At 64.0% G+C, this 13,372-nt stretch carries 11 protein-coding genes; 3 read left to right on the top strand and 8 right to left on the bottom strand.

Going from position 1 to position 13,372, the window contains the following annotated elements:
* Positions 1–103 precede the first annotated feature (103 nt).
* The 5 genes from QM806_RS07815 to QM806_RS07795 form a co-directional block, all read right to left on the bottom strand.
* Positions 104–1,513, bottom strand: a complete 1,410-nt coding sequence (locus QM806_RS07815) for a hypothetical protein (protein ID WP_212636456.1) — start codon at positions 1,511–1,513, stop codon at positions 104–106.
* Positions 1,514–1,555: 42 nt separating this feature from the next.
* Positions 1,556–2,662 carry a DUF1972 domain-containing protein gene (locus tag QM806_RS07810; RefSeq protein ID WP_133986263.1) on the bottom strand — a complete coding sequence of 369 codons (1,107 nt, stop codon included), beginning with the start codon at positions 2,660–2,662 and terminating at the stop codon, positions 1,556–1,558.
* A 54-nt stretch (positions 2,663–2,716) separates the two neighbouring features.
* Complete coding sequence (locus QM806_RS07805; RefSeq protein WP_133986262.1) at positions 2,717–3,805, bottom strand: glycosyltransferase family 4 protein; 1,089 nt, start codon at positions 3,803–3,805, stop codon at positions 2,717–2,719.
* A gap of 85 nt (positions 3,806–3,890) precedes the next feature.
* Positions 3,891–5,405, bottom strand: a complete 1,515-nt coding sequence (locus tag QM806_RS07800; protein WP_283290938.1) for a sugar transferase — start codon at positions 5,403–5,405, stop codon at positions 3,891–3,893.
* A 532-nt stretch (positions 5,406–5,937) separates the two neighbouring features.
* Positions 5,938–6,309 (bottom strand): hypothetical protein, encoded by a 372-nt coding sequence (locus QM806_RS07795; protein ID WP_133986260.1) that lies wholly within the window; start codon positions 6,307–6,309, stop codon positions 5,938–5,940.
* Between the two features lie 190 nt (positions 6,310–6,499).
* On the opposite strand from QM806_RS07795, the gene QM806_RS07790 reads away from it, so the two are divergent.
* Positions 6,500–7,246, top strand: a complete 747-nt coding sequence (locus QM806_RS07790; RefSeq protein WP_167117019.1) for an alpha/beta hydrolase — start codon at positions 6,500–6,502, stop codon at positions 7,244–7,246.
* Positions 7,247–7,324: 78 nt separating this feature from the next.
* On the opposite strand, the gene QM806_RS07785 is transcribed toward QM806_RS07790, so the two are convergent.
* The 3 genes from QM806_RS07785 to QM806_RS07775 form a co-directional block, all read right to left on the bottom strand.
* Positions 7,325–8,458, bottom strand: coding sequence for a glycosyltransferase (locus QM806_RS07785; protein ID WP_283290935.1), 1,134 nt, complete (start codon positions 8,456–8,458; stop codon positions 7,325–7,327).
* 524 nt (positions 8,459–8,982) lie between these two features.
* On the bottom strand, positions 8,983–9,465 hold the full coding sequence (locus QM806_RS07780; RefSeq protein WP_269591391.1) for a chromosome condensation regulator RCC1: 483 nt from the start codon (positions 9,463–9,465) through the stop codon (positions 8,983–8,985).
* Positions 9,466–9,575: 110 nt separating this feature from the next.
* Positions 9,576–10,112: an ester cyclase gene (locus QM806_RS07775; protein ID WP_283290933.1), complete on the bottom strand. Its 537-nt coding sequence runs from the start codon at positions 10,110–10,112 to the stop codon at positions 9,576–9,578.
* A 146-nt stretch (positions 10,113–10,258) separates the two neighbouring features.
* Here QM806_RS07775 and QM806_RS07770 point away from each other — a divergent pair, with 146 nt between their 5' ends.
* A complete protein-coding gene (locus tag QM806_RS07770; RefSeq protein ID WP_283290932.1) occupies positions 10,259–10,984 on the top strand; it encodes an HAD family hydrolase in 726 nt (241 codons plus the stop codon).
* 2 nt (positions 10,985–10,986) lie between these two features.
* The gene (locus QM806_RS07765; protein ID WP_005573278.1) at positions 10,987–13,326 is read left to right on the top strand and encodes a glycoside hydrolase family 65 protein; all 2,340 of its coding nucleotides are present in this window, start codon (positions 10,987–10,989) and stop codon (positions 13,324–13,326) included.
* Positions 13,327–13,372: the final 46 nt, after the last annotated feature.

Here is a 13,372-nt window from a genome sequence, read left to right as displayed (position 1 = left end):
GGGCAACGCCCTTGTCGAGTAGCGCGCATGCCCCACAACCTGAACAGTTTCCGCGTCGCACGACCTCCGCGATCTCGGCGTGCAGGAGGTTCCGATGCATGAGTCAGAGGCCCTTCATCGCAGCGGATGCCGTCGCAGAGCTGTCGCCTTGCCCGTACGCCGCGGAAACCCCGTCGACATTCGTCCCCTCGTCCTCGTTTGTCATCGGACGGATCAGCGACGCCATGATGATCCAGGTAACGCTGAACCAGAACATGCTGGTCATCGTTGCTGCCGCGGCAAACGTCACCACGACCGCGTAGGCAATCGGTCTTCGCTGCCACGGCACGTGGCGCAACACCGTGACGACGAGCCCCACCAACAACAACAAACCGACGACGCCCACGTCGTAGAGTATTTGCACCGGAAGCATAATGATGTGGCCGGGAACTCCGGGCGAGCCTGGCTGGTCGTGGCGCAGACTGAATGTGTTGGTGCCGTTGCCGAGCCATAGGTGTGCTCCGTGCATGTCTTCGGCGGCAGCCTTCGCTACCTCGATCCTGAAACCTATGTTTCCGCCCTGAAAGTCGATGTCACCCAACTTCCCCGACGGCTCGAGTGCCTCCGCAGTGGAGGACGACGCCGCCGCTGCCGGTTCTGCCCGCCCGACATCCTCACCGAAGGCGGGAAGGAAGGTTGCAGCGCCGTAGCCGACAGCAATCCCCACGATCAAGAGCACCGGGCCGAACCAAAGCCCTGTGCGTTGCCGACCGTTCTGATACGACCGCACCACTTCGTACGCGAGATAGACGATCAGACCTACGACCAGGCAGAAGACGGCCGTGCGCGTTTGTGAACCGATAACTCCCAGGGGCACAGCGACGGCAGCGGCGATCATCCAGATTCGGTTGCGTCCCTTTCGCGCCACCAGGAGAAGAGTCCACAACACCAGGATCGACGCATAGATGTTGGCTTCCTGCGACGTCATGCGCGCTACGTAGACCTGGTACATCCCGTCGAAATCCGTACCGGGTGTCAAGCCTCCATGCGAAACGTTGGCGACGATGAACGCGGCGAATCCTGCCAGTCCCCATGGAACGACCCAACGTATACCTGTGTTCTCGGCCCATATCGCGCGCGTGCCGAGCGAGATGATTCCCGCGAGCAGCAGTAGATCGATGACCAACCAAACAAGGATCGACGCACTCTTTCCGAGGCTCGGAGAGAACATCAGCGTTGCGACGACATTCCAGGCGATGAACGCACCGAAGACAAGCACCACCGGATGTGTCAGGGCGCGGAAGAAGTCGGCCCTGGTCCGCGCCCACGCCGTCAGCCACCCTACGAGGAGTAGCGGGACCACCTGCTCGACGCGGACGTTGTAACCGGCTATCGCCACACCGTAATGGCCGAGGAAGGAGGACACGACCACAGCGACCACCAGCGCGAGGGTCACCAACTCATGCCTGTCGCGCTCGTGGACGAGAGTGCGCCAACCGGCGACACGTCGAGGTTCAGTGGACTGCGCAATCATCAATCAAGGTCCTTGGAGATTTGTCGAACAACTCAAAGAGGATCAGCCGATCGCCGCGAGGAGAGACTCTTCGTAACGTTGGCAGACATCTTCCCAGGTGTAGTAGTCGTACGCCCGTTGGAGTGCCCGATCTCGCATTACCTGCTGGCCTGCCGAATCGGCGATAACGTCCTTCACCGTGGTGACGATCGCCGAGGATTCGGCCGCAACAAATCTTCCTGCGTCACCGAGTACCTCGCGGTTATACACGGTGTCGCGGGCGACGATGGGCGCTTGGCACGCCATAGCCTGAACCAACGCCGGATTTGTTCCACCCACACTGTGACCGTGAAAGTAAGCTCCGGCATTCTGCCATAGTGAGAACAGTTTTCGGTCGTCGCTGACGTGGCCCATCCACGTAATCCGTTCATTTCGCTGCGACAGGGCGCGCACCTGCTCATCCAACTCGCCGCCGTACCCCGATGATCCGACGATGACGACGTCGCGATCGCGACTCAGGACTTCTGCAGCTTCGAAGAACTCGACCACGGTGTTTTCGGGCACGAACCGTGCCACCATCAGTACGTACTTCTTCGGAGTGAGTCCCTCAACGGGGGGAAGCGGAGCGACGAAGTCACCTCCGTACGGTATGAAATCGCCCTCACGTTGGAAGTCGTTTTCCCACCGACGCTTGATTTCGAGGGAATCGACTACCAAGCGCGTCGCGTAACGCGCCGTGAGGGAGGCACCGGCGCGAAACACCTTCTTGGCGCCCTTTCCCCACTTTGCGCGCTCCCATTCGATCCCGTCCACGTTGACGACAGTGGGAATTCCACGTGACTTCAGCGCAGGCAGCCAGAACCCGTTCGCCACGTTCAGAACAAGGGCAACGTCGGGCTTTTTCACCGCCGCATCCAGGCAAGATGTCAGCCCGTAGGACAGCGTGCTGAGCGAGCGCGATTCGAACCCGAGCGTGTTGCGAACAACGACTCTCCTGTCGCGGGCGGGGTCGGTAGGGACCGTTGCGCCCGGCCGTGAATAGACGGTGACATCCCACCCTTTCTCCGCCAGGCACGGAGCGAGACGCCGGATCAGGGTCTCGAAGCCGCCATAGTAACTCGGATATCCCCTCGTACCGATGATTGCAACCGAACGGCCCACTGACGTCATTGAACTCCTGCTCTTCCTGTCGAAACCACACTGTTCACAAACAAGCGGTCGGGACTACGTGCTGTCGGCTAGTTCCGCGATGGCAGTTCTGATGGTTTCCACGGCGAAGTCCCAGTCCCCTGTTATTCGACATTCCGCGGCCGACGCCCTTGTATATCCCCGTTCATGCCTGGCTGGGGCCAACAAGTCGGTGATCGCGTTCGAGATCGCCAAAACGTCGTTCGGATCGACATACTCCGCAGCTCCGCCGAGATTTTCTCGGAAGACCGGTATGTCGCTCACGAGAACGCGCGCGCCGAAGTACGCCGCCTCCATCGGCGGCAGGCCGTATCCCTCACCGAGGGAAAGGAAACAGAAGAGTGCGCAGTTCTCATAGAGCCACCGCAACTCGTCATCCGGCGCGAATTCGACGAACATGACTGCACCCGTAGCCACCCCCGACCTGACCACACTGGACTCCGAGAAGCGGCCCGATCTCTGACCGACAACGACTAGTGGAAAGTGCTCTGAGATTGCACCTGATTCGATCGCGGCGGCGATGGTGTTCTCCAGATTCTTGCGAATATTCAGTCGGCCTACAGTCAGCAAGAACGCGTGGGACTTCAATCCGAACGATGGCTTTCGCGCAGGAGCGGTCAGCAGTGTCGTCGACAGCCCCAGTCCCGTCACAGCCACTTCCGACGAGAGGGAGTTGTACGCGGCTACGCGCTTCGCCTCGTGTTGCGTAGTGGTCATGACGAGGCCGGTGCGTTTCGCGAGGATCGGAATTGCCGAGAGGTAAAGTCGCTCGATCTTCGTGAACCACTCAGGATTGCTCTGGAAGAGAACGTCATGAACGAGAACCGCAGCGCTCGAGGTCGGTGCACCGAAATTCTGCAGAAAGATGGCGTCGAAATCTCGCCCTGACTTGAGGTAGAGGGGAAGCTCGATCGCGTTGATTGCCGGATGCCGTCTCATTCGCGTCGAAATGCGCTCGACTCCCGCAGGCAACTCTGCATCGGAATCACTCCACTTGGACGGAATCGCGAGGACAAGTTCGTCGTCGGGGAACACCGACCGCCATCTACCGACGATCTCCCGCAACACGAGCCGGTTCGAATACGGGCCGTCGACCCACCAATAGGCATCGACCAGGATTCGCATTACCGGATCACCAGTTTTCCCGTGTCGATCTGCCTCGAAACACATCTCGAGATGGGCACCACATCATTGACGTCGTCGTCGTGGATCAATACGCACCGTCACTCGCCACCACAGCCTTCAGGGTCTTGGCGATGATGAGCATGTCGCCGACCATCGACCAGTTCTCGACGTAGGACAGATCCAGACGCACGGAGTCCTCCCACGACAGGTCCGAGCGGCCGCTCACCTGCCACAGGCCGGTGACACCGGGCTTCACCAGGAGCCGGCGATGCACCTCGCTCTCGTAGGACTCGACCTCGACCCGCAGGGGAGGTCTCGGTCCCACCACACTCATTTCGCGTCGCAACACGTTGATGAACTGTGGCAACTCGTCGATGCTGAACTTGCGCATGACGCGGCCGACACGGGTGACACGCGGATCCTCTCGCAGTTTGAACAGAACTCCGGCACCGTCGTTGTGCCCGCTCAGGGTCGCGCTGTGCTTGTCGGCGTCGTCCACCATCGACCGAAACTTCAGCATCGGGAACGGCTTGCCATCCATGCCCATTCGTTCCGATTTGTAGAACACAGGCCCTCGACTCGTCAGCTTGACCGCCACCGCTGCAACAACCATCACGGGACTCGCCAGCACGAGCGCAAGAATGGCAAAGATCAGATCGAACGACGTCTTCCCGAATCGCTTCGCGCCGTGATAGCGCGGCTTCTCCACGTGGATCAGAGGCAGACCCGCGACAGGTCGCATCTCGAGGCGCGGCCCGGAGACGTCCATCATTCCCGGAGCGACCACCATGTCGACGTCCAGCTGCTCGAGATCCCACACCATTTCACGAAGCCCGTGATGGCCGAGGTGCTCGGTCGCCGTGACCGCGACGGTGTCGGCCCCGGATCGCTCGATCGCATCGACGACGTCGTGCTCGTCGCCGAGGACCGGAATCAATCGCCCGTCCACCGTGATCGTGTCGTCGGACGACCGGTAATGAGCTGGGATACATACCCCGACCACGTTGTACCCGTCCGCCGTTCCACGGTCGAAGGTCCTGGCGAGGTTGCGCACGGAGCGTTCGCCTCCGACGACCAACACCGATGTCTGGCACAGCCCGCGCGCCCGCTTGCGAGCGAGGACGCGGCGCCACATCCATCGGGTCAGCAGCAGACCGAGTAGACCCGTGGGGAATGCGATCGCCAGGTACAGCCGCGCCAATTCCAGCTGCAAGAGGAGCGCTGCGATCGCGATGAGCCCGAAAAGTCGTAGCGTCGCGGTGGCGATGCGTCGATACTCCTCCGGGCCACTCCCGACCACTCGTGGGGATCGAACGTGAAAGACGGCGAGCATGGCGAGCCACGACGCTACGAGAGCGACGGAAATCAGACCGTAGCTCACGTTGCTCAGAGTGCGCGAGTCGACGAGGGTCCCGGGGCCTCCGAAGCGCACCCATTGAGCCAGAGCCACCGCTGCCACCACGACGAGGGTGTCGGTGAGGAGAATTCGCCTGATGTACACGGCCAGCCAGTGCCGGCGTGCGACCCCTCGTTGCGCTGGAACTGCCGCAACGTTGTGGACAGCTGAAGATCTGTCCACAGTCGAGTTGAACGTCGCCATGCATCCCCTCCACTGTCGAACCGACCGTCGGCAGAGTGTGATGGTCGAGTCGGCCGTTTCACGACAGCGGATCTCTGGACGCGGACCGTGCCGTCGTCACCAACGAGCAAAAACCAGAAGTGCCCCGAGCACCGCCATGTAGATAGACGACATCGAACATTCACAACGAGTGTGGACGCTATCAGCGCGATTCCGTCCTGTCTCATCCGCACCGGCGACATGAGACCGCGCGGTCTGCACTAAATACGGACTGAGCAGCGGTTATTCGCTCTTACAATTGGTTCGGGGACAGTCGTTTTCGTCAAACTGACCACAGGTGTTCGGGCAGAGAGATTTTCACGCAGTCAAGTCCGCATCGCGGTGTCTGCGCACACTCGAAGTCCTGCCAACACTCGAATTACATACCCAAAGTTGGCGATTGCGAGACGTATGCGATCCCATCACCGAATCGAAGATAATCTTCACGAGTCGGCACCGAAATTCGGTGACCGACTCGAGAATTCGAACGGTCCGGCATCGACGCTCTCCCGTTTCACGCCCCGCCACGGTGGGGCGTGGCCGACGCACCGACCTGCGGCTGTCCCATCCGCGCCCGAACGCGGGCGGTCACCTGCCAGATCAAGGTCGTGTCATGGACGCTGATGCACGGCACGCCGAGCGCACGAGCGTGCTGAACGGCAGCCGATTCCGTCGGCGAACAGAGCCCGTCCAGAATGTCTTCGGTGACGATGACGCAGAGCACGTCTCCCTCGAATTCGCGGATCGGTTCCAGCCCGTGGAGCGACACCCATTGCCGGACCATCGCCCACTGCGACACATCGTTGTAGCGGGTGGGATTGCCGACGAACAACACGCGGCGAGACCGCCGGGCTCGGGCGACCTCGATACTGGAGATGGGTGACATGACAAAGGCTCCTGTCCACGTGAACGGCTGATCCCGGTACGAGACAACTCTCTCCCGTCCCGGTGCCCACGTCTGTCCTCCGATCAGGTCATGCATCGGATGAATCGCGCCTCCCCCGATCGGGGGACACCCCCGCACGTGAGTGGGAAAGTGTGCTCGAGCACGCATCGGCACTCACATGGGAGGTTGCATGATCACCGTTCTATGCTGCCGCGGCATCGGTGAGGATCGGGGCGTCAACATGCTCACCAACACCACACAACTGCTGGATCCCGCACGGTTCGTCGTCAAACAGGTTCCGTGGGAGGCAAGTTACGGACCGGTGCCCGATCCGGGTGGATCGGCGTTCGACAAGGCGCTGTCCGAAGGACGCACGCTTCTGTTGCGGATGATCGCGGAAGATCCGAGTCCCGTTGTTCTGCTCGGCTACTCGGGAGGCGCTGCGCTCGCCGGCAACGTGGCGGCCGAGGTGGGACGGGGGCAGCATCCCTCGCTGGACGTTCGCGGGGCCGGTCTGATCGCCGATCCGCTGCGGCCGGCATCTCCGGACCTGCCGGGCTGGGGAATCGCGGGGCAACGCCCGATCACGGGGATGCCCGTGTGGCAGATCGCCGACCCGTTGGACGTCATCTGCTGCTGTCCGAGCAACTCGCCGCTGCGCACGTTCGCGGACCAGTCGGCGGCCTTCTCACTCGCCGACCCGGCGGCGTGGGTGGCGGACCTCCTCGACCGACTCCGCACCCGCCGGTGGCAGGCGGTGATCCTGAACTGGTGGCGACCGTGGACGGTGTGGCAGCAATACTCCGAGGCAATCGAGGATGTGAACGGTTACCTGTTCCGGGGCGACCACACCAGTTACTGGGTGCGGCTCGCCCCGGGCACCAATCGCACCTACAGTGAGCTGCTCGCCGATCGCGTCGGCAGCCTTTCGGACTGATCCCCGCACGCCGAGGGATTTCAGAGTGGGCCGCACGGGGCGGAGATGCAGATACATGCATTGCTCGACGCCCACCCGTCATCGCACTCCCCTCCGTCGTTCTCGGATCGGCAGGTGATCGATGAGGTCCGTGGCATGAACGGCACCGTCATGGGAGCGGATCCGCGCTCCCAGAGTTGCTGCGGTCACCCTGTGCGGTCCGGCTACGAGCAGCTCGCCGACAGCTGACCGGATTCGCTCGGGCGAAGCCGTCTTGCGGAGGCAACGGGCCACGCCGCGCTGCTCCAGACTGCGGCCGATCATCTTCTGATCGAGCGCCGGGTGAATTGGCAGGATGACCAGGGGCAGGTCGTGCGCGAGGGCGCGCATCGTGGTGTCGTGGCCGCCGTGCCCGACAACGAGAGTGGCGGTCGGCAGGATCTGTTCGTGCGGAACGTAGCCGTGCACTTCGATGTTCGGGCCCGCTGTGAGGGTGCTCGGGTCGACGGACGGCCCGGTAGTGACAACGGTGTGGGCGGACAGTCCACCGACAGCCTCGAGGACGTTCTGCAGGGCCCGCTGTTGCCCGTCGAAGTTGAGACTGCTGAGGCTGACCAGGATCAGCTGATCGCGTTCGGACACGGGTGTCAACGTGGACGGCATCGAATGGTGCACCACCCCGGTGTAGTGGACGGAGGCGGGCAGGCTCCTGCGGGAGGCCGGATCGAGTTCCTTCTCGGTCGTTACCAGCGCCAGGTCCGATGACGCCCACAGCCTCAGTGGCCGTTGGCCTTTCAGACGGGCCATCACAGGCGTCATACCATGCGTCACGTCTCGATACATGTACTCGTAGTAGGTGTGTACCAGCGTGACACGCATCAGGTTCGCGTCGTCGGCGGCCTGCAGGGCCCCGTACAGCAGGCAATCGACCACGACCACGTCTGTCGGCTCGCACGCGACGGTGTCGAGTAGATCGATTCCGGGCCCGGCGTCGGTGAAGACAGCAAGCGATTGGTACACGCCGGCGATACCGGGATGTCTGGCGGTCGACTGCCAGGGTCGTGCGTGGGTGTAGGCCGTGAAGCGGAAACCGTGGCTTTCAATTCGCCGGCGTTGCTGGGCGTGTCCGAGAAATCGGACCTGGTGACCGCGGTTGCGCGCCTCCGTCGCGATGCCAAGAGCGGGTGGCACGTTGCCGCCGCCGTCCCAGGTGACGAACAGAATGCGTGCCATGGGGTGCCTCCAGACGCTCGAGGTCGGGCCCGTCAAAAGCTGCTCGGGCAGTCGGTCCGGCAGTTGGGCTCGCACGCGGCCGAGCTGGGCCTGATCGGTGAGTTCGGCCGACGAGCAGATCGTTGCGGAAACGAGCCAGACGAGAACGTCTGTCGCCGGAGCCCGTTGGGAGAACAACAGGTCACGATCGCCTGCTGCCAATGGGTTCAGGACGTCGCATGAATGATCCGCTCTGTGGTCTACGCGGCAACCTGCGCCCGCGCCACCATCCGGTATGGGCGGGCGGCCCGACTTTCATGTCTACAACGATCGTCTCCGGATTACCGGCCGTCAACAGCCGCGGTACAGCCGATGCGCGTAGTCGCAGCCCAGGATCGGTGCCCATGCCCCTGGGCGGCGACTTCACGCTCCGGCATCCCAGTGGGCCGATACGCAATCTCGATGAACTAGCCATACCTCATGACGCGAGCACCAAAGGCGGGCGCCGCGATGCTCGCGACGCCCGCTACTCGCCGCTTCTTCGACTAAGGGGTGCCGCCGTCGGGGTTCTCCGCGTCCGGGTTCTCCGCGTCCGGGTTCTCCGCGTCCGGATTCTCCGCGTCCGGATTCTCCGCGTCCGGGTTCTCTGCGTCCGGGTTCTCTGCGTCCGGATTCTCACCCGCCGGGGGCTCGCCTACTGGAGGCTGCTCGACCGCCGCCGGCGGGTTCTCGACGACGGCAGGCGGAAGCACCACCGGCGCCTGCTGCTGACCTGCGACCGGAGCCTGCCCACCCCCGCCGGAACCGCCCTGCCCGGTCCCCGACGAACCGCCGCCGCCTCCGTTCGACTCGGGTGCGACAGCCGGCGGTGCGAGCTCCGATGTCGGCGGAGCGGTCGTGGCTGCGGCGGGTGTCGCCTTAGTGGTCGAGCCAGCCGTTTCGGATGTCGGCGTCGGTTCGCTGTCGGACCCGCAGGCCGACAGCGTCAGGAGCGCACAACTTGCCGCGATAACCACCGAGCGTTTCAAGGACGATCTCCTTCGTTCGAGTATCTATCGATCGAACGAAACATACGGCCCGTTTGGTACGTTTTGGCGATTTTATGGGGAATCGTCACCGTTCCGACATGGGTCAGGGGTCAGTGCGATGCATTCCTGCGCGCTGCACGCTTGGCCCAAGCATTGCGGACCATGGACAGCGGCGTCGGCGGCACCCAGCCCAGCTGGACCGCCTGACCGAGGTCGTCCCGGGTGGCCCAGTGCTCGATGACGCGGCCGTCTTCGACGCGCAACCAGTGCGACTGGTTGACCGCCAACGATCGTCCCGTGGGCGCGAACACCTGGTCGATCGACCCCTGCTCGTCGTAGACGACGAAGGGTCCGACGTGCCTGCCCTTCATGATCGTGTAGACGACGGCGAGGTCGCCCTCGACGACGACATGCTCGACGTCGAACCGCAGCTCGGCGAACGCGGAGCGCAGCCACACGGCGGTAGCGTAGAACGCGTCGGGTCCACGCCGTCGCGTCCGCGGGGGTTCCGTCGCGCTCTCCCGGTTGAATGCGTCCGTGTGGACGACGGAATCGAAATCGGCGCGGCTTCCGTTCGCCATGATCTCCATCGCGCGAACGGCGAGGGATTTCACGTGCTCCGACGGGACCGGTTCCTCGATGCTCACGGTGCACTCCGCAACAGTCAATGGGAACTCTCAGTATTCGACCGCCGCCGACTGGAAGTCAACGACCTGATGCCGGTCCGATCGGGTGCGGGATTTGCGCGCGCCTCAGCGAAACCGCCGTCGACGGCGGTACCGTCGGGGAGGTGATGGGACTGCCTGATGCGATCTCGGCCTGCTTGTTCGATCTCGACGGTGTGCTCACGGGAACGGCGGTGCTGCACCGGAAGGCGTGGAAACGCACGTTCGACGAGTTCCTGAAGCATCGCGAGGGCACCAACTTCCGGCCGTTCACCGACCAGGACTACTACGACTACGTCGACGGACGCCCCCGCGCCGACGGGGTCCGGACCTTTCTCACGTCCCGCAACATCACGTTGCCGGAGGGGTCGCCGGACGATCCACCCGGCGCCGAGACCGTGAACGGTGTCGGGAACAGCAAGAACCGACTGCTGCTGAAAGTCATCGAAGAGGAAGGCGTCAGCCCCTACCCCGGTTCGGTCCGCTACATCAGCGCGGCGTACGACGCCGGCCTGAAGATCGCCGTCGTCACGTCGTCCGCGAACGGCAAGGCCGTCCTCGACGCGGCCGATCTCAGCCGCTACGTCCACGTCCGCATCGACGGGGTCGTGATCACCGAGCAGGGTCTCCGCGGGAAACCCGCGCCGGATTCGTTCCTCGCAGCCGCCCGCGCCCTCAACGTCCATCCCGATCAGGCGGCCGTGTTCGAGGACGCCCTGTCCGGAGTGGAAGCGGGGCGGGCAGGCGAATTCGGCTACGTCGTCGGGGTCAATCGCAACGATCAGGCCGAGGCGCTACGCGAGCACGGCGCCGACGTGGTGGTGAACGACCTGGCCGAACTTCTGGAAAGGTGAGCATGGACGACAAGGGCTACGAGATCTCACCGTGGCAGCTGCGCTGGCGCGGACTGGATCTGGAGGCGCTGCACGCCACCGAATCCACCTTCGCACTGTCCAACGGACACATCGGGATTCGTGGCACGTTCGAGGAGGGTGAACCGCGCGGTCTCCCCGGCACCTACCTCAACGGGTTCTACGAGCAACGTCCCCTGCCCTACGCGGAGGCGGGCTACGGCTACCCCGAGGACGGGCAGACCGTCGTGAACGTGACCGACGGCAGCATCATCCGCCTGCTCGTCGAGGACGAGCCCATGGACATGCGGTACGGGAGCGCACCGGCGCACGAGCGCGTCCTCGACTTCCGCTCGGGCACCCTGCGCCGCACCACCGAGTGGACGTCACCGACCGGACGCCGGGTGCGCATCCACTCGGAACGACTCGTCTCGTTCACCTCGCGCGCGGTCGCCGCCATCCACTACGAGGTCGAGCCGCTCGATGGCGATATCGAACTCGTCCTGCAGTCGGATCTGCTCGCCAACGAACACATCCCGGCCCGCACGGACGACCCGAGAGTGGCTGCCGCCCTGGACAGTCCACTTGTCTCCGATTTCGCTGCCGCCCACGACTTCAAGGCTGTGCTCGCCCATCACACGAGGGCGTCGGGACTGCGGATGGCCGCGGGGATGGACCACGAGATCGACTACCCCGCCAACGGGCGGTGCAGTATCGAGACCGAGGAGGATCTGGCACGGCTCACCGTCGCCGTCGACATCCCGCAGGGTGAACGCCTGAGGGTGACGAAATACCTGGCGTACGGGTGGTCGGCGCGGCGCTCGACTCCGGCTCTGCGCGGCCAGGTGGAGGGGGCGCTCGCCGGCGCACTCGAAACCGGCTGGGAAACCCTGCTGAAACGGCAGCGCGAGTATCTCGACGCCTTCTGGGAGACGGCGGACGTCGAGATCGACGGCGACGCGGAACTTCAGCAGGCGGTGCGGTTTGCGCTGTTCCACGTGCTGCAGGCGGGTGCTCGCGGTGAATCGCGGGCGATCCCCGCGAAGGGCCTGACCGGGCCCGGATACGACGGACATGCGTTCTGGGATACCGAGACGTTCGTCCTCCCGCTGCTCACGTACACGGTGCCGGACTCGGCCCGCGACGCACTGCGCTGGCGGCACTCCACGCTCGACAAGGCGAAGAACCGTGCCGTGCAGCTGGGGCAGGCAGGCGCCGTGTTCCCGTGGCGCTCGATCGACGGCGAAGAATGCTCCGGCTATTGGCCCGCGGGAACCGCGGCCTTCCACGTGGGTGCCGACGTCGCCGCGGCGACATCCCGGTACCTGGCCGCGACCGGGGACGAGGAGTTCGAAGCCGAATGCGGCGTCGAACTGCTCGTGGAGACCGCCCGGCTGTGGACGTCGCTCGGCCATCACAATGCGCAGGGCGAGTTCCGAATCGACGGTGTCACCGGGCCGGACGAATACACCGCCGTCGCCGACAACAACGTGTTCACCAATCTGATGGCGCAGAAGAATCTGCACGACGCGGCGGCCGCCTGCGAGAGACGCCCCGGCCTGGCGCGCGAGCTCGGTGTGGACGACGAGGAAGCAGCACTCTGGCGAGATGCCGCCGAGCACATGCGCATCCCGTTCGATGACGCTCTCGGCGTCCACCAGCAATCCGACGCCTTCACGCACCACGCCGAGTGGGACTTCGAAGGCACACCACCCGAGCATTATCCGCTGCTGCTCCACTACCCGTACTTCGATCTCTACCGCAAGCAGGTGGTGAAGCAGGCCGACCTGGTGCTCGCGATGTATCTTCGGGGCGACGCCTTCACCCACGAACAGAAGATCGCCAATTTCGCCTATTACGAGGCACTGACGGTTCGGGACTCGTCCCTGTCGGCGTGCGTGCAGTCCGTGATGGCCGCCGAGGTCGGGCAACTTCAACTCGCCTACGACTACCTCGCCGAGGCCGCTCTGACCGATCTCCACGACCTCCACGCCAACGTGGAGAACGGATTGCACATCGCCTCACTCGCCGGAACGTGGATGGCGTGTGTCGCGGGATTCGGTGGAATGCGCGACCACGGCGGCAACATCTCGTTCGCACCGCGGATACCACCACAGCTGGTCAATCTGTCATTCCGGATGACGGTGCGGGGCAGCCAGATCCACGTGGACGTCCGCGCCAAGACCGCAACCTACCGCCTGCTGTCCGGCGAACCGGTGCAGCTCGCTCATCACGGCAGCCCGTTCACTCTCGACTCCTTCCCGGTCACGCGGCCGATCCCCGAACTGCCGATCACCGCGCCCGTGCGACAACCGTACGGGCGCGCACCCGTGCGTCGAGGCTGATCTGACACCCGGCCAGCCCGAACACCGCGGCCGCGAGCAGCAGCGC

It is taken from the genome of Rhodococcus sp. IEGM 1351 (genome assembly GCF_030056875.1).
In the GTDB taxonomy this organism is placed as follows: Bacteria; Actinomycetota; Actinomycetes; order Mycobacteriales; family Mycobacteriaceae; genus Rhodococcus_F; species Rhodococcus_F opacus.
This window is presented reverse-complemented; position numbering and strand designations above follow the sequence as displayed.

Coding starts and splice junctions, on each gene's coding strand:
- QM806_RS07815 (WP_212636456.1), bottom strand. CDS start 1,513: ATGATTGCGCAGTCCACTGAACCTCGACGTGTCGCCGGTTGGCGCACT.
- QM806_RS07810 (WP_133986263.1), bottom strand. CDS start 2,662: ATGACGTCAGTGGGCCGTTCGGTTGCAATCATCGGTACGAGGGGATAT.
- QM806_RS07805 (WP_133986262.1), bottom strand. CDS start 3,805: ATGCGAATCCTGGTCGATGCCTATTGGTGGGTCGACGGCCCGTATTCG.
- QM806_RS07800 (WP_283290938.1), bottom strand. CDS start 5,405: ATGGCGACGTTCAACTCGACTGTGGACAGATCTTCAGCTGTCCACAAC.
- QM806_RS07795 (WP_133986260.1), bottom strand. CDS start 6,309: ATGTCACCCATCTCCAGTATCGAGGTCGCCCGAGCCCGGCGGTCTCGC.
- QM806_RS07790 (WP_167117019.1), top strand. CDS start 6,500: ATGATCACCGTTCTATGCTGCCGCGGCATCGGTGAGGATCGGGGCGTC.
- QM806_RS07785 (WP_283290935.1), bottom strand. CDS start 8,458: ATGGCACGCATTCTGTTCGTCACCTGGGACGGCGGCGGCAACGTGCCA.
- QM806_RS07770 (WP_283290932.1), top strand. CDS start 10,259: ATGGGACTGCCTGATGCGATCTCGGCCTGCTTGTTCGATCTCGACGGT.
- QM806_RS07765 (WP_005573278.1), top strand. CDS start 10,987: ATGGACGACAAGGGCTACGAGATCTCACCGTGGCAGCTGCGCTGGCGC.